This is a genomic window from Streptococcus panodentis (assembly GCF_017884005.1).
In the GTDB taxonomy this organism is placed as follows: Bacteria; Bacillota; Bacilli; order Lactobacillales; family Streptococcaceae; genus Streptococcus; species Streptococcus panodentis.
The window spans coordinates 1-18,735 of the sequence record NZ_QFAY01000033.1; the positions used below are offsets into that span (position 1 = coordinate 1).

The window sequence follows — 18,735 nt, forward strand, 5'->3', positions numbered from 1 at the left end:
GACCTTTTCAGCCTGAGCTTAGAAACAAAAGAGTGAAGGGAACTAAATTTTTAAAAATTTAGTTCTGTCCCACCGCCATCTCTCTGCGAGTGAGGGCGCAGCCATCGTGGAAGTCTGTCCCAGCCTCGTTATATTTTTTGAGAGTCCTGCTTTTCAGCGGTCTTATTCAGCCTTGCGGCGTTTTCCGAAAGCCAGACCCAGTGCAGAGAGCAGTCCTATGCCTGCAAGGGCCAGGGGGGATTGGGCAGAGCCTGTTTTAGGCAGAGCTGCAGCCGGTGCCTGATAGATTGGAGCTGGTTTGACCCCTGTCTTGCTTCCGATTGCCCTTACTTTTAGGACTTGTTGTTCGCCTTTCACATCCAGTTTGGCCGGATCTTCTGCCTCAAGCGCTGCGAGAGCTGCTTTCAAAGCCTCCAGTTTTGCACTTTCGGTTTGATAAGCCTCTTCCTTGCTGGCCAGATCTGCTTTTGCCTCATTGAGATCTGCTTCTGCTTTCTTGAGAAGGGCAGGAGCATTTTGCAGGCGGTAAACATAATCTTGTGCAGCTTGAACAGCTTTTTTCACCTCTGCCAAGGCTGTAGCTGCAGCGGCAGCCTTTTCTTGGGCTGCAGCGGTAGCTGCTTTGAGTTCAGCAAGTTCTGCATTGGCTGCCTCGGCAGCTTGTTGGGCTCTTGCTTGTGCTGCTTCTTTTTCTTTCAAGCTTGTCTGTGCATGAGCGAGAGCAGCAAGTCTGGCTTTGGTCTCTTCAGAGGCCGTTTTCTTGCTGTTTTCAAGCGCTGTTTCGTAAGCGCGTTCTTGCTTGGCTAATTGGTCTTTAGCAGTTTGAACAACTTCGCGAAGCAATGGTGCAGCCTCCCGCTTGTTCTGGGCGTTGGTCAAGGCACGCTGAGCTGCGTCTAGCTTAGCCTGTGAAGCCGCTAAATCTTTACGGGCAGCATCCGCTTCTTTGAGATCTGTATTTGGATTGATCAAGGCTGCTGTGATTTTAGAAGCATCTTTGATGTCGCTGCTGTTGTTTGGGAACAGCAGGAATTGGATGCGGTTGATAATCCCATCATTGCTGAATCCTACCCCCATATAAGCACCCTTTTTCTGACGGTCAAGATGTCCAACTGTTTTTTGAGCAGAAATGGTGCTTCGTTCGCCAATGCTGTCTCCCAGATCAAAAAGCTGGAATTTTATAGTATCGTAGATGGTTTTTTTCAGGTAATCGACAGATACATTTTCTTGGCTGGCCAGATTAGGATATGAACCAAGTTCATGAGTGATGGATGGTCTGTATCCAAACTGATTCAGTCCGAATTTAGCCACCACAGCTTCTGGGATGGATACACCTGAAGTCACAGGCTGTTTTTTAAGGGAGGTATATTTTTCTTCTTGGGCTGCTTTGCTCAAGGCTGCTGCATAGTCCATGCTGTTTTGGGTTAGGGTGACCAGTGCGGTGCCTGCCTGCTGGCGGATTTGATTGATCAGATCCTGAGCATAGTAGTTGATTTCCAAAAGAATGTCACTGGGAATGGCATTGATGCTGACCATACGCTGTGCATCTTTCTGGCTGCTGATGTAGTTGTTGCTGGATTTGAGCCTTGCCGCTTCTGTGGCAAGAGTTCCCTGTGCTTCAGCTGATAATTTGGAAGTTCCGTTGATATTATTGCTTTTGATGGCATTGATATAGGCTGGAGAGAGGGTGAAGGTATTGTGAACTTGGTCCAGCGAAGAAACTTTGGCTTGTTTTTCGTTGACTTCAGCCTGAGCCGCTTTTATATCTGCCTGGGCTTGGTCGATTGCTGCTTGGCGTTTGGCATCCTCAGCTTCGGCTGTTTTCAGCTGTTCTTGGTAAGAAGTCAGGTGATTTTGAGCCTTGTCAAGTTCAGCTTTTGCTTTGGCGACTTCTTCGTTTATCAGTTTCTCATCAACAGCTTTTTGCGCTGCAGCCACCGCATCCTGAGCCGCTTTTGTTTCAGTTTCAGCCTGAGCCGCTTTGGCCTGAGCATCCTGAGCTGTAGTTGCCTGCGTATTTTCTGCAGTTTTGGCGGCATCAAGAGCAGCTTGAGCTTGGCTGTTTGCTGTTTCAGCCGGAGCGACTTTCTCCTCAGCCTCTGTCACAGCTGCCTGAGCTTGTGCAATATTTTGTGCATTTGCGTCCGCATTGTCCTTTTGGGCTGTTTCAAGCTTGCTTTCAGCTGCATCCGCTTGTTCTTTAGCCTTATCAACGGCTTCTTTAGCTTTGCTGACCTGCTCGCTTTGCTGCTGAACGGCTGCTTGGCTGACAGGGCTTGTCTTGTCTTGACTTGCAGGTGCAGCTGTATCTGCTGAAGCCGTATCTGCAGCTACGGTCTGCGTGATACCGGCGCTGGCAAGAATGGCTGCGCCTAAAATGAAGTGTTTTGGAATATTTTTCATCTTTTCCCTCCTAACATGTTAATAGTATAAAGGAAAAAGCTTTAAATGTCAAATTATTTCCATATTTTTATAAGAAAAATTCCAGATTTATTCTAGCACTTCCAAAAAAGCATGGTGATTCTGACGGTTTGCCATCCCACAGGCTGAATCTTCCGGCACAATTGCTTCCGTTTGGAACTTTGCTTCTCTGGAAATCAGCTGTCCTTTTTTAAAGGATGGGAAAGTGTGTCCTTCTGCCCTACCATCAGCACATCAGGCATGGCTAGTCTGCGCCAGAAATAATAGTCAATTTGGGGGTCAAAGTATTGTAAAAGGATACAGATGAGGTTGCCGTGGGAGCTGAGGACAATGTGCTCCTGATGGTGTTTTGCTTCCAGCTCCTGAAGGAAGCCTAGCGCACGTTTCTGAGCAGCCAGATTGGATTCGCCGCCTGCAAGGGCAAAGTCGGGCTGCGACCAAAGTTGTTTCAGGCAGCTTTCAAATTCTTGGTCAGTAATCATTTGACTGCTTAGTTTCCGCTCCACCAAGCGCTCATCGATTTGGATGGGGAGGTTTAGCTTCTGAGCTAGCGGTTCGATTGTTTGTATGGCTCTCTGATAAGGGCTGGAATAGACTGCGGTGATGGGTTTTTCTGTCAAAAAATCCAGCTGATCCAGTGCTGCCCTGCCGGTTTCTGACAGAGGACGGCCGGCTTCGTCCGGACTGTAAGCCGAGTGCGCATGACGGATAAAGTAGTAGGTATTATTCATAAGATGATTGTATCAAAATTTAGCTCTCATCACATTTTCTGCTATTTTCCACACCGCCTTTTCTGTCTTTGTCCGCCTTTCGTGTTATAATATTCCTATGGAAAATAAGAATAAACTACTGTTAATCGACGGTTCGTCCGTTGCTTTCCGTGCTTTCTTTGCACTGTACAATCAGATAGACCGCTTCAAGAGTCCGTCGGGCCTGCATACCAATGCAATCTATGGTTTCCACCTCATGCTCAATCACCTCATGGAGCGGGTGCAGCCGACCCACATTTTGGTCGCTTTTGATGCCGGCAAGACCACTTTTCGGACTGAGATGTATGCCGACTATAAGGGCGGCCGGGCCAAGACACCCGATGAATTCCGCGAGCAGCTGCCCTTTATCCGGGAAATGCTGGGCTATCTGGGCATACGCTACTACGATCTGCCCCAGTACGAGGCGGATGACATTATCGGAACCTTGGATAAAATGGCCGAAAAGACGGCTGTGCCTTATGATGTGACCATTGTCAGCGGCGACAAGGACCTGATTCAGCTGGCTGATGACAATACCGTGGTGGAGATTTCTAAGAAAGGCGTGGCCGAGTTTGAAGAGTTTACTCCTGCCTATCTCATGGAGAAAATGGGCATCACTCCGGCTCAGTTCATTGACCTCAAGGCGCTGATGGGCGATCAGTCGGACAATATCCCTGGAGTGACCAAGATTGGCGAAAAGACCGGCCTCAAGCTCCTTTGGGAGTATGGTTCGCTGGAAAATCTCTATGACAATATTGACCAGCTTAAGGCCTCTAAGATGAAGGAAAATCTGATCAAGGACAAGGAACAGGCTTTCCTGTCTCAGAAGCTGGCGACCATTGATACTCAGGCACCGATTGAAATCGGGCTGGAGGATCTGGTCTACAGCGGACCGCAGGTGGCTGAGCTCCTCAAGTTCTATGAGGAAATGGGCTTCAGGCAGCTCAAGCAGGCCTTGGAAGCTGAGGCGGCACCGGCAGCAGCACCGGCGGAAATCAGCTATGAAGAAGTAAAGGAAGTCACAGCTGATATGCTGGATGCAGCGGCTTTCTTTCACTTTGAACTATTGGGCGACAATTACCACGCTGAGGATATGGTCGGCTTTGCCTGGGGAACGGCAGAAAAGATTTATGCCTGCCGAGATGCCCGTCTGCTGCAGCAGCCGCTCTTTAAGGACTTTTTAGAAAAAACAGCCCTCAAGGTCTATGATTTCAAGCGAGCCAAGGTGCTGCTCAGCCGTTTGGGCATTGAGCTTTCCCGGCCTGCCTTCGACAGCCGTCTGGCCAAGTATCTCCTGTCCACGGTGGACAATAATGAGATTGCGACCATTGCCGGCCTTTACGGCCGCACAGCCTTGGCATCTGATGAGGCGGTTTACGGCAAGGGCGCCAAACGGGCTCTGCCGGATGATGAGGCGCTGCTCAGCCATTTGGCCCGAAAAGTCGCGGTGCTGCTGGAAACAGAAGCGCCAATGATTGACCAGCTGCGGGAGCATGACCAGCTGGATTTGCTGCTGGAGATGGAGCAGCCGCTGGCTTTTGTTCTGGCCAAGATGGAAATCGCCGGCATCAAGGTTCAGCGGGAAACACTGCAGACCATGCAGGCTGAAAATGAGGGGGTTCTGGCCCAGCTGACTCAGGAAATCTATGATTTGGCAGGCGAAGAATTTAATATCAACTCCCCTAAACAGCTGGGCTCCATTCTCTTTGAAAAACTCGGCCTGCCGCTGGAATTGACCAAGAAAACCAAGACCGGCTACTCAACAGCCGTGGATGTGCTGGAGCGCTTGGCACCGATTGCCCCTATCGTTGAAAAGATTCTGGAATACCGCCAGATTGCCAAGATCCAGTCTACCTATGTCATCGGTCTGCAGGAGGCTATTTTGCCTGACGGCAAGATCCACACCCGCTATGTGCAGGATCTGACCCAGACCGGCCGCCTGTCCAGTGTTGATCCCAACCTGCAGAATATCCCGGTGCGTCTGGAGCAGGGCCGCCTGATTCGCAAGGCTTTTGTGCCAGAGTGGGAGGACAGCGTCCTGCTCAGCTCGGATTATTCTCAGATTGAGCTGCGGGTTCTGGCTCATATTTCGGGTGATGAGCATTTGATTGATGCCTTTCGGCACGGAGCCGACATCCATACTTCGACCGCCATGCGGGTCTTTGGCATCGAAAAGCCGGAGGATGTGACGGCCAATGACCGCCGCAATGCTAAGGCTGTCAACTTTGGAGTGGTCTACGGTATTTCAGACTTTGGCCTGGCCAATAATCTGGGCATCAGCCGCAAGGAGGCCAAATCCTATATTGACACTTACTTTGAGCGCTATCCCGGTATCAAGGCCTATATGGAAAATGTCGTACGCGAGGCGCGGGACAAGGGCTATGTAGAAACTCTCTTTCACCGCCGCCGGGAAATTCCTGACATCAATTCCCGCAATTTCAATGTCCGAGGCTTTGCCGAACGGACGGCCATCAACAGCCCGATTCAGGGCAGCGCGGCGGATATTCTTAAAGTGGCCATGATCAATCTGGACCGGGCGCTGACCGAGGGCAAATACCAAGCCCGCATGCTGCTGCAGGTCCACGACGAAATCGTTCTGGAAGTGCCCAATACGGAGCTGTCAGCCGTCCGCCGGCTGGTCAAGGACATTATGGAAGCCGCTATTGAACTCAAAGTACCGCTGGAAGCAGATGAAAATGCAGGCCAGACTTGGTATGAAGCGAAGTAAAACAAGATACAGAGGCCGTAAAAAACGAAAAAATTAGGAAATTCGACGAAGCATCGATGATTTTAGGAGAATGTATCTATTTTCTCAAGTTTTTAGGCCGGATTCAACTAAGATATCAAGGGCGTAAAACACAAAGTGAAAATAGGGAACGGATGAAGCATTCGACGAATGCGAGGACGGCCATCTTTTTCACACAGTGTTTAGGCCGGATTCAGTTGAGCTCATCTATACGCTAAAAATCTACCCCGGAGCAAAACTTTTCGACTCTGGGGTGGATGTTATTTCGGAAAGCCTTTTCAAAATATGCTATCAACTAATTGGAGGAAATCCATGACCTATCATTTTCAAAATCCCAGCGATGGAATTGTTAAACACTACTTAGAAAGCAGCAAGGTGATTGCTGTTGTAGGCCTGTCCGACCGAGAGGAAGCGACCAGCCATCGTGTGTCAAAGGAGATGCAGCAGCGGGGCTACCGCATCATCCCGGTCAATCCGCGGGCGGCAGGCGGTCAGATTCTGGGCGAAACTGTCTATGCCAGCCTGCAGGACATCCCTTTTCCGGTAGATATTGTCGATGTTTACCGCCGCAGTGAGTTTCTGCCGGATGCGGCGCGTGATTTTTTGGCGGCGGATGCTAAGATTTTCTGGGCCCAGCTGGGTCTGGAAAATGAAGAAGCCGAGCAGATTCTGCGAGCGGCCGGCCGGGACGATATGGTCATGAACCGCTGCATCAAGCGCGAACACAGCCGGCTGGTTTTGGGAGAGTGAGATGGCCAGACTAGTCATTATCCGCGGCAACTCCGGCTCTGGCAAGACCACGCTGGGCCTCAGGCTGCAGGAACATTTTGGCCGCTGCACGCTGCTGATTTCCCAAGATACCGTCAGGCGGGACATGCTCAAGGAAAAAGTCGAGCCTGGAAATTTATCTATTGACCTGACGGAAACACTGGCTCGCTTTGCTTATGAGCGTGATTTACTGGTCTTGGTAGAAGGGTTTTATGAGACAGATATTTACGGACAGATGCTAGAGCAGTTGAAAAAACTCTTCGCTCCGCATGTCTTTGCTTACTACTATGGCCTATCCTTTGAAGAAACTGTCCGCCGCCACCGAACCAGAGCTAAGCAGCAGGAATTTTCCCCAGACGATATGCGGCGCTGGTGGCAGGAGCGAGATTTTCTGGGCTGGGAGGCCGCCTTCTTTAGAGATGGGGACAGTCTGGAAGCGGCTTTTGATCGGATTGTTCGGGATTTGAAGGGTGTAGAAAAGGCTGAGTTCAACGAACTTCAGCCTTTTTATATAGGTGCTAAGCAGCAATCAGCCCAGCTTTTTCTCTTGTCTAATCTTCTCATAAAAGAGAACCTGAGCCGCGCTTATGTAAGGGTAGACGGTTATGCCTGCGATGCCGTATGTCAGACCAATCAGGATATACCAGCCAATGAAGCTCAGATCCAGCAGGAAACGGTCCCATTTGCAGCCTTTCATCAGCCGGCGGCTCTGACGGAGGACCTGAAAGGGGCCTTTATAAGTACCGGCATGAAGCTGGTCATAGAGGATATAGTCAGTCTGAGAATATGCGTAGGCCTGTGGGATAAAGACTGCTGTGCCGGCTGCCATGAGGAGCAAGCCTAAAAACATGCCGGGGGCATATTGGAGAATCTCCAGAACTTCCGGGCTTTGACTTGTCAGGGAGCTGGGGTTGGGAATTCTGTTATAGATGCTGATCGTTTTATAGGAATTGAAAGTTGTCAGCAGTAAACCGGCTAAGGTCAAAGCATTCCATAGGAGAAGCAAAAGCTGCTTGACCAGCATAGTAGCAAAAATGGGGCCGAAAAGCGGTTTGGAGAAAATTCGGTTAATATCAGAAAATCCGACTTCCTCCCTCTTTTTACGGACTACTTCCATCAAGCTGAAGCTGGCAGACAAAAACAGCAGAGTCAGGATAAACTGGATGATGCGCGGCCCAATTTCCCGGCTGGCAAGAAAGACGATTGTCTGCTGGAAGGAAAGGGCCGGGATGATCTCTCGCAGGTTGAGGTCTAAGGCCAGCAGGTAGCTGATGATAGAAATAAGGGTCGGACCTGTAAATAAAAGAAAGATTCCCCTTGTCTGACTGCGAATGCTGCGTGCCTCGGCACGAATCTCCTGTAAATTCATGAAAACTCCTTTTCTATTGTTTCATTATAACATACCTGATGACAGACGCAGCATTTTTTGATAAAATCATACGGTATGCGGCGGATTAGCCGCGCAATAGAATGGACTAGGACTGTCTTTCCTGGTCTCGGAGGTAATAATGTCAGATTCGCCGATTCAATATCGCTTAATCAAGAAAGAAAAACACACCGGTGCCCGTCTGGGGGAGATCATCACTCCCCACGGCACCTTTCCAACGCCCATGTTTATGCCGGTCGGTACCCAGGCTACGGTCAAGACCCAGTCGCCGGAGGAGCTCAAGCAGATGGGCTCTGGCATTATCTTGGCCAATACCTATCATCTCTGGCTGCGGCCCGGTGATGAGCTGATTGCCCGAGCTGGCGGTCTTCACAAGTTCATGAACTGGGACCAGCCTATTCTGACGGACAGCGGCGGTTTTCAGGTCTATTCCTTGGCAGACAGCCGCAATATCACCGAGGAAGGGGTGACTTTTAAAAATCACCTCAATGGCTCCAAGATGTTTCTGTCGCCGGAAAAGGCCATTTCCATTCAGAACAATCTGGGCAGCGACATCATGATGTCCTTTGATGAATGCCCGCAGTTTTACCAGCCTTATGACTATGTCAAGAAGTCCATTGAGCGAACCAGCCGCTGGGCGGAGCGTGGACTCAAGGCTCACAGCCGCCCCCATGACCAAGGTCTCTTTGGCATTGTGCAGGGGGCAGGCTTTGAGGATTTACGCCGTCAGTCCGCTCAGGATTTGGTCAGCATGGACTTCCCAGGCTATTCAATCGGCGGGCTGGCTGTCGGTGAATCGCATGAAGAAATGAATGCTGTCTTAGACTTCACTGCACCGATGCTGCCGGAAAATAAACCGCGCTATCTCATGGGAGTGGGAGCTCCGGACAGCCTCATTGATGGCGTCATTCGCGGGATTGACATGTTTGACTGTGTCCTGCCGACCCGGATTGCCAGAAACGGCACCTGTATGACCAGCCGGGGCCGTTTGGTGGTGAAAAATGCCCAGTTTGAAGAAGACTTTACGCCGCTGGATCATGACTGCGACTGCTACACCTGTCAGAATTACACGCGGGCCTATATCCGTCACCTGCTCAAGGCTGATGAAACCTTTGGCATCCGCCTGACCAGCTATCATAATCTTTATTTCTTGGTCAATCTAATGAAGAAAGTCCGGCAGGCTATTCTGGATGACAACCTGCTGGAATTCCGTGAAGATTTTGTCGAGCGCTATGGCTACAACAAGTCCAGCCGCAATTTCTAATGTTTTTAAGTAGGAGAACGGAATGGACCAAACGGCATTATTGGAATATTTGACTGCCTATCTGTCGGACGGTCAAAGGCATAGTCTGAGAATCTTCGGGCACGGGGCTTCCGGGAAGTCGACATTTGCGCGGGATTTGCAGTTAGGGCTGGGAAAAGAGCGGGCCAATCTGCTGGAAACAGATCCTTATGTTATTTCGGGCGGCTATCGGAATTTGCTGGCGCCCAGAGATTTTCCCCATCAAACAGTTACGGCCTGTCTGCCAGCGGTTCATGAACTCAGTAGTTTAGAGCGGGATATTCGCGCTCTGCAGTCCGGTCTGGATATGCTGACGATTCATACAGCTTGGTCTCCCAGCCGGCGTCTATCAGCAGATAAGCCGATTTTGCTGGTCGAAGGCATGTCGGCAGCCTTTCTGCCCAAGGAGCTTTTTGATCTGTCTATCTGTTTTTATACAGATGATGAGACCGAATTAGAGAGGCGCCTTGACAGAGATGTAGCCCATCGTCATCGGGATCAGGAGTTTGTCCGTCAAGCTCATCAGACTAGGCGGGACCAATATCGCTGTTATTACAAACAGACTGAGAGCGAAGCGGATTTTCTGATAAACACGTCGCAAAACCAATTTCGAATCGAAAAAGAAAAATAACAGAGAGAGGCTGGGACAGACTCCCATGATGGCTGCGTCCTCACCCACAGAGGGATGTATCTTTGGGAAGATACCGTATAAAAGTGTTTCAGTCTCGCTTTGTTCTGGTCAAAAACTCTTAACGCGGTTCCTTTATTTCACCGTTATGTCGACTGGAAACCACTTTCAGCAACAATTATCCGGAAAATCTTTAAAAAATTTCTCAAATCCCTTGCAATGCCTGCGTCTTTGTGTTAAGATACTATGGTGCTGTAAAAATACAGCGTGTAGCTTTGATGCAAGAGGTTGCGACACGCTCGGTTGCATTGCCACGCAACCGCCTGTCGGTTTTTTTGCGGAGCTAGCCTATTATCTTAAATAGACGAAAAGGAGAAAAAGATGGCAAACAAAAAAATCCGTATCCGTTTGAAAGCATACGAACACCGTACACTTGATACAGCGGCTGCAAAAATCGTAGAAACTGCTACTCGTACAGGTGCTGAAGTTGCGGGTCCAATCCCACTTCCAACTGAGCGCAGCCTCTACACCATCATTCGCGCGACTCACAAATACAAAGACTCTCGCGAACAATTTGAAATGCGTACCCACAAACGCTTGATTGACATCATCAACCCAACTCAAAAAACAGTTGATGCGCTGATGAAGCTGGATCTGCCAAGCGGTGTGAACGTAGAGATTAAACTTTAATCTAACATTAAGAAATCGTTCAAGTGAAACTGAACACGGGCTAAGAGCTGTGCAAAAAAGATAAACTTCCTAGTGTTCATCGAACACGGCGTTAGTTTCCTATTTTTGCTTGGCTCTTGACGCCCTTGGTATCTTAATCCTGAGCATGAAAAACGCTCGTTAAAAACTTTTTGAATAATTTATAGAAAAGGAAACATTTTCTCATGACAAAAGGAATCTTAGGGAAAAAAGTGGGAATGACGCAAATCTTCACTGAAGCTGGCGAATTAATCCCTGTAACTGTTATTGAAGCAGCTCCAAACGTTGTTCTTCAAGTAAAAACAGTTGAAACAGATGGTTACAACGCTGTTCAGGTCGGTTTCGACGATCTTCGTGATGTATTGAGCAACAAACCTGCCAAAGGCCATGTAGCGAAAGCTAACACAGCTCCTAAGCGCTTCATTCGTGAATTCAAAAACATTGAAGGCTTGGAAGTTGGAGCAGAAATCACTGTCGATACATTCGAAGCTGGTGATGTTGTTGATGTAACAGGAACTTCAAAAGGTAAAGGTTTCCAAGGTGTCATCAAGCGCCACGGCCAATCACGCGGTCCGATGGCTCATGGTTCACGCTACCACCGTCGTCCTGGTTCAATGGGGCCAGTTGCGCCTAACCGTGTTTTCAAAAACAAACACCTGGCTGGACGCATGGGCGGCAACCGCGTTACCATTCAAAACCTTGAAATCGTACAGGTTGTTCCAGAGAAAAACGTTATCCTCATCAAAGGAAACGTACCTGGTGCTAAGAAATCTCTTATCACTATCAAGTCAGCAGTTAAAGCTGGTAAATAATAAAGAAAGGGGAAATCAGTCACAATGGCAAACGTAACATTATTTGACCAAACTGGTAAAGAAGCTGGTGAAGTGGTCCTGAACGATGCAGTATTTGGTATCGAACCAAACGAATCTGTTGTCTTTGATGTCATCATCAGCCAACGCGCTAGCCTCCGTCAAGGAACTCACGCTGTTAAAAACCGTTCTGCAGTATCAGGCGGCGGACGCAAACCATGGCGTCAAAAAGGAACCGGACGCGCTCGTCAAGGTTCTATCCGCTCTCCGCAATGGCGCGGCGGTGGTGTCGTATTCGGCCCAACTCCTCGTTCATATGCCTACAAACTTCCGCGTAAGGTTCGTAGATTGGCACTGAAATCAGTTTACTCTGAAAAAGTTGCTGAAAACAAATTCGTAGCTGTAGACAGCCTTTCATTTACAGCTCCAAAAACTGCTGAGTTTGCAAAAGTGCTGGCCGCACTGAGCATTGACACAAAAGTTCTTGTCATCCTTGAAGAAGGCAATGACTTTGCTGCACTTTCAGCCCGCAACCTTCCAAATGTGAAAGTTGCAACGGCAACCACTGCAAGTGTCCTTGACATCGTAAACAGCGACAAACTTCTTGTCACTCAAGCAGCTATCTCTAAAATTGAGGAGGTTCTTGCATAATGAATTTGTATGACGTCATCAAAAAGCCTGTTATCACTGAAAGCTCAATGGCTCAGCTGGAGGCAGGAAAATATGTATTTGAAGTGGATACCCGCGCGCACAAACTTCTGATCAAGCAGGCTGTTGAAGCTGCTTTCGAAGGAGTAAAAGTTGCCAACGTCAACACTATCAATGTAAAACCAAAAGCAAAACGCGTTGGACGTTATACTGGTTTTACCAACAAAACTAAAAAAGCCATCATCACGCTGGCAGCTGATTCTAAAGCAATCGAGCTGTTCGCTGCTGAAGAAGAATAATCTAAGGAGGAAATATCGTGGGAATTCGTGTTTATAAACCAACAACAAACGGCCGCCGTAATATGACTTCTTTGGATTTCGCTGAAATTACTACCAGCACTCCAGAAAAGACCCTGCTCGTTTCACTGAAGAGCAAAGCGGGCCGGAACAACAACGGCCGCATCACTGTCCGCCATCAGGGCGGCGGTCACAAGCGCCACTACCGTTTGATTGACTTCAAACGGAACAAAGATGCTGTCGAAGCGGTTGTTAAGACAATCGAGTACGATCCAAACCGTTCAGCTAACATCGCTTTGGTGCACTACACTGACGGGGTCAAAGCTTACATCATTGCGCCAAAAGGTCTTGAAGTTGGCCAACGCATCGTATCAGGTCCTGAAGCAGATATCAAGGTCGGAAATGCTCTTCCGCTTGCCAACATCCCAGTTGGTACTCTGGTTCACAACATTGAGCTGAAGCCAGGCCGCGGCGGTGAATTGGTCCGTGCTGCCGGTGCATCTGCTCAGGTTCTTGGACAAGAAGGCAAATACACACTGGTTCGTCTGCAATCCGGCGAAGTTCGGATGATTTTGGGCACTTGCCGTGCGACGGTCGGTGTTGTCGGAAATGAACAGCATGGCCTTGTCAATCTTGGTAAAGCTGGACGCAGCCGCTGGAAAGGCATCCGCCCAACGGTTCGCGGTTCTGTTATGAACCCGAACGATCACCCGCACGGTGGTGGTGAAGGTAAGGCACCAGTCGGCCGCAAAGCGCCATCTACTCCATGGGGCAAACCTGCTCTTGGTCTGAAAACTCGTAACAAAAAAGCGAAATCAAACAAACTGATTGTTCGCCGCCGCAACGAGAAATAATGAAAAACTAGCCGCCTAAGCAGCTAGCAGATCCGCCAGCTCGGTAGCGCTGCTTGGTCAGTGCAGGCCGCTGTGGTACTTATTTAAAGGAGAAAATATAAAAATGGGACGCAGTCTTAAAAAAGGACCTTTCGTCGATGAGCATTTGATGAAAAAAGTTGAAGCTCAGGCTAATGACGAAAAGAAGAAAGTCATCAAAACTTGGTCACGTCGTTCAACGATTTTCCCAAGTTTCATCGGTTACACAATCGCAGTCTATGACGGACGTAAACACGTACCTGTTTACATCCAGGAAGACATGGTAGGTCACAAGCTTGGTGAGTTTGCACCGACTCGTACTTACAAAGGTCATGCTGCAGACGACAAGAAAACACGTAGAAAATAAGGAGAACATAAATGGCAGAAATTACTTCAGCTAAAGCAATGGCTCGTACAGTGCGTGTTTCACCTCGTAAAACTCGTCTAGTTCTTGACAATATCCGTGGTAAAAACGTCGCTGACGCAATCGCAATCTTGAAATTCACTCCAAACAAAGCTGCCGGCATTATCGAAAAAGTATTGAACTCTGCAATCGCTAATGCTGAAAACAACTTTGGTTTGGAAAAAGCTAACTTGGTAGTATCTGAAGCATTCGCAAACGAAGGACCGACTATGAAACGTTTCCGTCCGCGTGCGAAAGGCTCAGCTTCGCCAATCAACAAACGCACCAGCCACATCACAGTGGTCGTTGCAGAAAAATAAGGAGGTAACATCGTGGGTCAAAAAGTACATCCAATTGGTATGCGTGTCGGCATCATCCGTGATTGGGATGCCAAATGGTATGCTGAAAAAGAATACGCGGATTACCTTCATGAAGATCTTGCAATCCGTAAATTCGTTCAAAAAGAATTGGCTGACGCAGCAGTTTCAACTATTGAAATCGAACGCGCAGTAAACAAAGTAAACGTTTCTCTTCATACTGCTAAACCAGGTATGGTAATCGGTAAAGGCGGAGCAAACGTAGATGCACTCCGTGCAAAACTGAACAAACTGACTGGCAAACAAGTCCACATCAACATCATCGAAATCAAACGTCCGGATCTGGACGCACACCTTGTTGGTGAAGGCATTGCCCGTCAATTAGAGCAGCGTGTGGCTTTCCGCCGCGCTCAAAAGCAAGCAATCCAACGTACGATGCGTGCTGGAGCAAAAGGGATTAAAACTCAGGTTTCAGGCCGTCTCAATGGTGCAGATATTGCCCGCAGCGAAGGCTACTCTGAAGGAACTGTTCCGCTTCACACTCTGCGTGCAGATATCGATTATGCTTGGGAAGAAGCTGATACTACTTATGGTAAACTGGGCGTTAAAGTTTGGATTTACCGCGGAGAAGTTCTTCCGGCTCGTAAAAACACTAAAGGAGGTAAATAACCAATGTTAGTACCTAAACGTGTTAAACACCGCCGCGAGTTCCGCGGAAAAATGCGCGGCGAAGCTAAAGGCGGCAAAGAAGTAGCCTTTGGAGAATACGGTCTTCAGGCAACGACCAGCCACTGGATCACCAACCGCCAAATCGAAGCTGCCCGTATCGCCATGACTCGTTACATGAAACGTGGCGGTAAAGTTTGGATTAAAATCTTCCCGCACAAATCCTACACTGCCAAAGCAATCGGTGTACGGATGGGATCTGGTAAAGGGGCTCCTGAAGGCTGGGTAGCACCGGTTAAGCGTGGCAAGGTCATGTTTGAAATCGCCGGTGTATCCGAAGAGGTTGCCCGCGAAGCGCTTCGTTTGGCCAGTCACAAGCTGCCAGTTAAGTGCAAGTTCGTCAAACGTGAAGCAGAATAAGGAGAAGGCATGAAACTTAATGAAGTAAAAGAATTTGTTAAAGAACTTCGTGGTCTTTCTCAAGAAGAACTCGCGAAGCGTGAAAATGAATTGAAGAAAGAATTGTTTGATCTTCGTTTCCAAGCAGCTACCGGCCAATTGGAAGAGACAGCCCGTCTGAAAGAAGTGAAAAAACAAATCGCTCGTATCAAGACTGTTCAGTCAGAAGTGAAATAATAGACTAGGGAAGGAGAATTTCAATGGAACGCAATAATCGTAAAGTTCTTGTCGGACGCGTTGTTTCTGACAAAATGGACAAAACCATCACAGTTGTAGTTGAAACAAAACGGAACCACCCAGTCTATGGTAAACGTATTAACTACTCTAAAAAGTACAAAGCTCATGATGAAAACAATGTTGCCAAAGAAGGCGATATCGTCCGCATCATGGAAACTCGTCCGCTTTCAGCTACCAAACGCTTCCGCCTTGTAGAAGTCGTTAAAGAAGCGGTCATCATCTAATCAAACCAGAAAGGAGAAAAGTTAAATGATTCAAACAGAAACTCGTTTGAAAGTTGCTGACAACAGCGGCGCGCGCGAAATCTTGACAATCAAGGTACTCGGTGGTTCAGGACGCAAGTTCGCTAACATCGGCGATGTTATCGTTGCATCTGTCAAACAAGCTACTCCTGGCGGTGCGGTTAAGAAAGGTGACGTTGTAAAAGCTGTTATCGTTCGTACTAAATCAGGTGCTCGCCGTAAAGATGGTTCATACATCAAGTTCGACGAAAACGCTGCAGTCATCATCCGTGAAGACAAAACCCCTCGCGGAACCCGTATCTTCGGCCCTGTTGCCCGCGAACTGCGTGACGGCGGCTTCATGAAGATCGTGTCGCTGGCTCCAGAAGTACTTTAATCTGAAAGCAAACTAGTCCCCTGGTTTTCCAGGGTGCCCCTTGGGCGTAAGAAATTTTAAGGAGAAAACTCTAATGTTTGTAAAAAAAGGCGACAAAGTTCGCGTAATTGCTGGCAAGGATAAGGGCGTTGAAGCTCTTGTTGTAACAGCACTTCCAAAAGTAAATAAAGTTGTTGTTGAAGGCGTCAACCTCGTCAAAAAACACCAAAAACCGAACAACGAAAACCCTCAAGGAGCTATCGTTGAAAAAGAAGCGCCAATCCATGTGTCAAATGTTCAAGTGCTTGACAAAAATGGCGTTGCAGGACGTGTCGGCTACAAGTTTGTAGACGGCAAGAAAGTTCGTTACAATAAAAAATCAGGCGAAGTGCTTGATTAATCACGAAGGAAAGGAGAAGTATAATGGCTAATCGTTTAAAAGAAAAATATCTTAAAGAAGTAGTTCCTGCTTTGACAGAGCAATTCAACTACTCATCTGTCATGGCTGTGCCAAAAGTGGATAAAATTGTTTTGAACATGGGTGTCGGCGATGCTGTTTCAAATGCTAAAAATCTTGAAAAAGCGGCTGAAGAGCTGGCTCTGATCTCAGGTCAAAAACCACTGATTACTAAGGCTAAAAAATCAATCGCCGGCTTCCGTCTTCGTGAAGGTGTAGCGATCGGCGCTAAGGTTACTCTGCGCGGTGAACGCATGTATGATTTCTTGGATAAATTGGTTTCAGTATCCCTTCCGCGTGTTCGTGACTTCCACGGTGTTCCGACAAAATCTTTTGACGGACGCGGAAACTATACACTTGGTATCAAAGAGCAGCTGATTTTCCCAGAAATCAACTTTGACGATGTCGACAAGACCCGCGGTCTTGATATCGTTATCGTCACAACAGCTAATACTGACGAAGAGTCGCGCGCATTGCTTACAGGCCTTGGAATGCCTTTTGCAAAATAAAATAGGAGGTAAAACAAATGGCTAAAAAATCAATGATTGCTAAGAACAAACGCCCAGCGAAGTTCTCAACGCAAGCTTACACCCGTTGCGAAAAATGCGGCCGTCCGCATTCAGTCTACCGCAAATTCAAACTGTGCCGTGTTTGCTTCCGTGAATTAGCATACAAGGGACAAATTCCTGGTGTCACAAAAGCATCTTGGTAATTTAAGATATCAAGGGCGTCAAAACTCCAAGTGAAAATAGGAAACTTGACGAAGAAACTGAAGTTTCTAGGAAAGTTTATCTTTTTCACACAGAGTTTAGCCCGGGTTCAGTTGGGCTTGCCAATTTGAACACGAGCTACAGCTTTGGCAAAAAAGACCAATTTTCTTTGGAGCATCGCTCCTGCATCAAATTGCCTATTTTTGCTCTTGCTGTTACGCTCTTTGTATCATGTATTAACTAGCAAGTGCAGCTTGCAAACTACTAGTAAGGAGAAATATAAAAATGGTTATGACTGACCCTATCGCAGACTTCCTGACCCGCATTCGTAATGCCAACCAAGCTAACCACGAAGTGCTGGAAGCACCTGCATCAAACATCAAAAAAGGGATTGCTGAAATCCTGAAGCGCGAAGGCTTTGTAAAAAACGTTGAATACATCGAAGACGATAAGCAAGGCATTATCCGTCTGTTCCTGAAATACGGACAAAACGGTGAAAAAGTGATTACCGGTCTTAAACGTGTTTCAAAACCAGGTCTGCGTATCTACAAGAAACGCGATGACCTGCCAAAAGTTCTCAACGGACTGGGAATTGCGATTCTTTCAACATCCGAAGGGCTGCTGACTGACAAGGAAGCACGCCAGAAGAATGTTGGCGGAGAAGTAATCGCCTACGTTTGGTAATTGATGATGTGAGAGCGTTAAAAGAATGCAGTGAAAATAGGAAGTTTGTAGCAGGAGCGATACTCCAAGACAAACTTATCTTTTTCACCAAATTCTTAGCTCGAACTCAAATATGGTACACAATCAGGTATCTTGATTTGAACACGGACTGAAAGCTGTGTAAAAAAGATAAAATCGTCTTGGCTCATCGAGCCGTCACCGATTTTCCTATTTTTACTTTGCTTTCTAGGTCCTTTGTATCATAATCCCCCCGTGAAAACTGGTCGTCCGCGGCCTGATAATCTAACAGGAGAAAAATAATATGTCACGTATTGGTAATAAAGTGATTGTCCTGCCTGCTGGTGTTGAACTCAGCAACAAGGACAATGTGGTCACTGTCAAAGGACCTAAAGGAGAACTGACTCGTGCGTTCTCAAAAGATATTGAAATCCGTGTGGAAGGTAACGAAGTAACGCTTCACCGTCCAAATGATTCAAAAGAAATGAAAACCATCCACGGAACAACCCGTGCCCTTCTCAACAACATGGTTGTTGGTGTATCAGAAGGCTTCAAGAAAGAACTTGAAATGCGCGGGGTTGGTTACCGTGCGCAGCTGCAAGGCAAAAAGCTGGTGCTCTCAGTTGGTAAATCTCATCCAGACGAAGTAGAAGCGCCAGAAGGCATCACTTTTGAGCTTCCAAATCCAACGAGCATTGTGATCAGCGGGATTTCAAAAGAAGCGGTTGGACAAACTGCTGCTTATGTTCGCAGTCTGCGTGCTCCTGAACCATACAAAGGTAAAGGGATCCGCTATGTTGGTGAATTCGTTCGCCGCAAAGAAGGTAAAACCGGTAAATAATGTAATATGGTTGCTTGTCAACCATATCCCTTATTTCCAACTTTGTGCTTAGG

Annotated in this window: 24 protein-coding genes and 1 pseudogene; 22 read left to right on the plus strand and 3 right to left on the minus strand. The window is 47.7% G+C overall.

Annotated features, from left to right (window positions below):
- Window positions 1–162: 162 nt before the first annotated feature.
- Complete coding sequence (locus DHL47_RS11880; protein ID WP_209552037.1) at window positions 163–2,403, minus strand: SEC10/PgrA surface exclusion domain-containing protein; 2,241 nt, start codon at window positions 2,401–2,403, stop codon at window positions 163–165.
- Between the two features lie 194 nt (window positions 2,404–2,597).
- Window positions 2,598–3,152: a histidine phosphatase family protein gene (locus DHL47_RS11885; protein ID WP_209552038.1), complete on the minus strand. Its 555-nt coding sequence runs from the start codon at window positions 3,150–3,152 to the stop codon at window positions 2,598–2,600.
- 97 nt (window positions 3,153–3,249) lie between these two features.
- On the opposite strand from DHL47_RS11885, the gene polA reads away from it, so the two are divergent.
- From polA to DHL47_RS11900, 3 genes and pseudogenes are all read left to right on the plus strand, one after another.
- The gene (gene polA / locus DHL47_RS11890; RefSeq protein ID WP_209552039.1) at window positions 3,250–5,898 is read left to right on the plus strand and encodes a DNA polymerase I; all 2,649 of its coding nucleotides are present in this window, start codon (window positions 3,250–3,252) and stop codon (window positions 5,896–5,898) included.
- Window positions 5,899–6,228: 330 nt separating this feature from the next.
- Complete coding sequence (locus DHL47_RS11895) at window positions 6,229–6,666, plus strand: CoA-binding protein (protein ID WP_209552040.1); 438 nt, start codon at window positions 6,229–6,231, stop codon at window positions 6,664–6,666.
- 1 nt (window position 6,667) lies between these two features.
- Window positions 6,668–7,177 (plus strand): annotated as a pseudogene (locus tag DHL47_RS11900) (kinase); the annotation flags it as partial.
- Between the two features lie 36 nt (window positions 7,178–7,213).
- Here DHL47_RS11900 and DHL47_RS11905 read toward each other — a convergent pair.
- The gene (locus DHL47_RS11905) at window positions 7,214–8,053 is read right to left on the minus strand and encodes a DUF975 family protein (protein ID WP_209552041.1); all 840 of its coding nucleotides are present in this window, start codon (window positions 8,051–8,053) and stop codon (window positions 7,214–7,216) included.
- Between the two features lie 139 nt (window positions 8,054–8,192).
- Here DHL47_RS11905 and tgt point away from each other — a divergent pair, with 139 nt between their 5' ends.
- The 19 genes from tgt to rplF all read left to right on the plus strand — a co-directional run bounded on the left by tgt (window position 8,193) and on the right by rplF (window position 18,682).
- Complete coding sequence (tgt, locus tag DHL47_RS11910) at window positions 8,193–9,335, plus strand: tRNA guanosine(34) transglycosylase Tgt (protein ID WP_209552042.1); 1,143 nt, start codon at window positions 8,193–8,195, stop codon at window positions 9,333–9,335.
- A gap of 22 nt (window positions 9,336–9,357) precedes the next feature.
- Window positions 9,358–9,984 (plus strand): uridine kinase family protein, encoded by a 627-nt coding sequence (locus tag DHL47_RS11915; protein ID WP_209552043.1) that lies wholly within the window; start codon window positions 9,358–9,360, stop codon window positions 9,982–9,984.
- A gap of 378 nt (window positions 9,985–10,362) precedes the next feature.
- Window positions 10,363–10,671, plus strand: a complete 309-nt coding sequence (gene rpsJ / locus DHL47_RS11920) for a 30S ribosomal protein S10 (RefSeq protein ID WP_002894478.1) — start codon at window positions 10,363–10,365, stop codon at window positions 10,669–10,671.
- A gap of 203 nt (window positions 10,672–10,874) precedes the next feature.
- Window positions 10,875–11,501, plus strand: coding sequence for a 50S ribosomal protein L3 (rplC, locus tag DHL47_RS11925; RefSeq protein WP_128837597.1), 627 nt, complete (start codon window positions 10,875–10,877; stop codon window positions 11,499–11,501).
- A 24-nt stretch (window positions 11,502–11,525) separates the two neighbouring features.
- The gene (gene rplD, locus DHL47_RS11930) at window positions 11,526–12,149 is read left to right on the plus strand and encodes a 50S ribosomal protein L4 (protein ID WP_128837598.1); all 624 of its coding nucleotides are present in this window, start codon (window positions 11,526–11,528) and stop codon (window positions 12,147–12,149) included.
- Entirely contained in the window at window positions 12,149–12,445 is a 297-nt protein-coding gene (locus DHL47_RS11935) for a 50S ribosomal protein L23 (protein ID WP_128837599.1), read from the plus strand. Before rplD ends, DHL47_RS11935 begins: the two co-directional genes overlap by 1 nt.
- Window positions 12,446–12,462: 17 nt before the next feature.
- Window positions 12,463–13,296: a 50S ribosomal protein L2 gene (rplB, locus tag DHL47_RS11940; protein ID WP_128837600.1), complete on the plus strand. Its 834-nt coding sequence runs from the start codon at window positions 12,463–12,465 to the stop codon at window positions 13,294–13,296.
- A gap of 103 nt (window positions 13,297–13,399) precedes the next feature.
- A complete protein-coding gene (gene rpsS / locus DHL47_RS11945) occupies window positions 13,400–13,681 on the plus strand; it encodes a 30S ribosomal protein S19 (protein ID WP_000533766.1) in 282 nt (93 codons plus the stop codon).
- Window positions 13,682–13,692: 11 nt separating this feature from the next.
- On the plus strand, window positions 13,693–14,037 hold the full coding sequence (gene rplV / locus DHL47_RS11950) for a 50S ribosomal protein L22 (protein ID WP_009443859.1): 345 nt from the start codon (window positions 13,693–13,695) through the stop codon (window positions 14,035–14,037).
- Between the two features lie 12 nt (window positions 14,038–14,049).
- Window positions 14,050–14,703: a 30S ribosomal protein S3 gene (gene rpsC / locus DHL47_RS11955; protein WP_061591882.1), complete on the plus strand. Its 654-nt coding sequence runs from the start codon at window positions 14,050–14,052 to the stop codon at window positions 14,701–14,703.
- A 3-nt stretch (window positions 14,704–14,706) separates the two neighbouring features.
- Entirely contained in the window at window positions 14,707–15,120 is a 414-nt protein-coding gene (rplP, locus tag DHL47_RS11960; protein WP_018376775.1) for a 50S ribosomal protein L16, read from the plus strand.
- A 9-nt stretch (window positions 15,121–15,129) separates the two neighbouring features.
- On the plus strand, window positions 15,130–15,336 hold the full coding sequence (gene rpmC / locus DHL47_RS11965; RefSeq protein ID WP_128837601.1) for a 50S ribosomal protein L29: 207 nt from the start codon (window positions 15,130–15,132) through the stop codon (window positions 15,334–15,336).
- 23 nt (window positions 15,337–15,359) lie between these two features.
- Window positions 15,360–15,620, plus strand: a complete 261-nt coding sequence (gene rpsQ, locus DHL47_RS11970) for a 30S ribosomal protein S17 (RefSeq protein ID WP_128837602.1) — start codon at window positions 15,360–15,362, stop codon at window positions 15,618–15,620.
- Window positions 15,621–15,645: 25 nt separating this feature from the next.
- Entirely contained in the window at window positions 15,646–16,014 is a 369-nt protein-coding gene (rplN, locus tag DHL47_RS11975) for a 50S ribosomal protein L14 (protein ID WP_002894494.1), read from the plus strand.
- Window positions 16,015–16,087: 73 nt separating this feature from the next.
- A complete protein-coding gene (gene rplX / locus DHL47_RS11980; protein ID WP_209552044.1) occupies window positions 16,088–16,393 on the plus strand; it encodes a 50S ribosomal protein L24 in 306 nt (101 codons plus the stop codon).
- Window positions 16,394–16,416: 23 nt separating this feature from the next.
- Window positions 16,417–16,959: a 50S ribosomal protein L5 gene (rplE, locus tag DHL47_RS11985; protein WP_128837605.1), complete on the plus strand. Its 543-nt coding sequence runs from the start codon at window positions 16,417–16,419 to the stop codon at window positions 16,957–16,959.
- A 17-nt stretch (window positions 16,960–16,976) separates the two neighbouring features.
- Window positions 16,977–17,162 (plus strand): type Z 30S ribosomal protein S14, encoded by a 186-nt coding sequence (locus DHL47_RS11990; protein ID WP_001085697.1) that lies wholly within the window; start codon window positions 16,977–16,979, stop codon window positions 17,160–17,162.
- A gap of 283 nt (window positions 17,163–17,445) precedes the next feature.
- Entirely contained in the window at window positions 17,446–17,844 is a 399-nt protein-coding gene (gene rpsH, locus DHL47_RS11995) for a 30S ribosomal protein S8 (RefSeq protein WP_128837606.1), read from the plus strand.
- Window positions 17,845–18,145: 301 nt separating this feature from the next.
- On the plus strand, window positions 18,146–18,682 hold the full coding sequence (gene rplF, locus DHL47_RS12000) for a 50S ribosomal protein L6 (protein WP_128837607.1): 537 nt from the start codon (window positions 18,146–18,148) through the stop codon (window positions 18,680–18,682).
- Window positions 18,683–18,735 lie beyond the last annotated feature (53 nt).

Coding starts and splice junctions, on each gene's coding strand:
- DHL47_RS11880 (WP_209552037.1), bottom strand. CDS start 2,403: ATGAAAAATATTCCAAAACACTTCATTTTAGGCGCAGCCATTCTTGCC.
- DHL47_RS11885 (WP_209552038.1), bottom strand. CDS start 3,152: ATGAATAATACCTACTACTTTATCCGTCATGCGCACTCGGCTTACAGT.
- polA (WP_209552039.1), top strand. CDS start 3,250: ATGGAAAATAAGAATAAACTACTGTTAATCGACGGTTCGTCCGTTGCT.
- DHL47_RS11895 (WP_209552040.1), top strand. CDS start 6,229: ATGACCTATCATTTTCAAAATCCCAGCGATGGAATTGTTAAACACTAC.
- DHL47_RS11905 (WP_209552041.1), bottom strand. CDS start 8,053: ATGAATTTACAGGAGATTCGTGCCGAGGCACGCAGCATTCGCAGTCAG.
- tgt (WP_209552042.1), top strand. CDS start 8,193: ATGTCAGATTCGCCGATTCAATATCGCTTAATCAAGAAAGAAAAACAC.
- DHL47_RS11915 (WP_209552043.1), top strand. CDS start 9,358: ATGGACCAAACGGCATTATTGGAATATTTGACTGCCTATCTGTCGGAC.
- rpsJ (WP_002894478.1), top strand. CDS start 10,363: ATGGCAAACAAAAAAATCCGTATCCGTTTGAAAGCATACGAACACCGT.
- rplC (WP_128837597.1), top strand. CDS start 10,875: ATGACAAAAGGAATCTTAGGGAAAAAAGTGGGAATGACGCAAATCTTC.
- rplD (WP_128837598.1), top strand. CDS start 11,526: ATGGCAAACGTAACATTATTTGACCAAACTGGTAAAGAAGCTGGTGAA.
- DHL47_RS11935 (WP_128837599.1), top strand. CDS start 12,149: ATGAATTTGTATGACGTCATCAAAAAGCCTGTTATCACTGAAAGCTCA.
- rpsS (WP_000533766.1), top strand. CDS start 13,400: ATGGGACGCAGTCTTAAAAAAGGACCTTTCGTCGATGAGCATTTGATG.
- rplV (WP_009443859.1), top strand. CDS start 13,693: ATGGCAGAAATTACTTCAGCTAAAGCAATGGCTCGTACAGTGCGTGTT.
- rplP (WP_018376775.1), top strand. CDS start 14,707: ATGTTAGTACCTAAACGTGTTAAACACCGCCGCGAGTTCCGCGGAAAA.
- rpmC (WP_128837601.1), top strand. CDS start 15,130: ATGAAACTTAATGAAGTAAAAGAATTTGTTAAAGAACTTCGTGGTCTT.
- rpsQ (WP_128837602.1), top strand. CDS start 15,360: ATGGAACGCAATAATCGTAAAGTTCTTGTCGGACGCGTTGTTTCTGAC.
- rplN (WP_002894494.1), top strand. CDS start 15,646: ATGATTCAAACAGAAACTCGTTTGAAAGTTGCTGACAACAGCGGCGCG.
- rplX (WP_209552044.1), top strand. CDS start 16,088: ATGTTTGTAAAAAAAGGCGACAAAGTTCGCGTAATTGCTGGCAAGGAT.
- rplE (WP_128837605.1), top strand. CDS start 16,417: ATGGCTAATCGTTTAAAAGAAAAATATCTTAAAGAAGTAGTTCCTGCT.
- DHL47_RS11990 (WP_001085697.1), top strand. CDS start 16,977: ATGGCTAAAAAATCAATGATTGCTAAGAACAAACGCCCAGCGAAGTTC.
- rpsH (WP_128837606.1), top strand. CDS start 17,446: ATGGTTATGACTGACCCTATCGCAGACTTCCTGACCCGCATTCGTAAT.
- rplF (WP_128837607.1), top strand. CDS start 18,146: ATGTCACGTATTGGTAATAAAGTGATTGTCCTGCCTGCTGGTGTTGAA.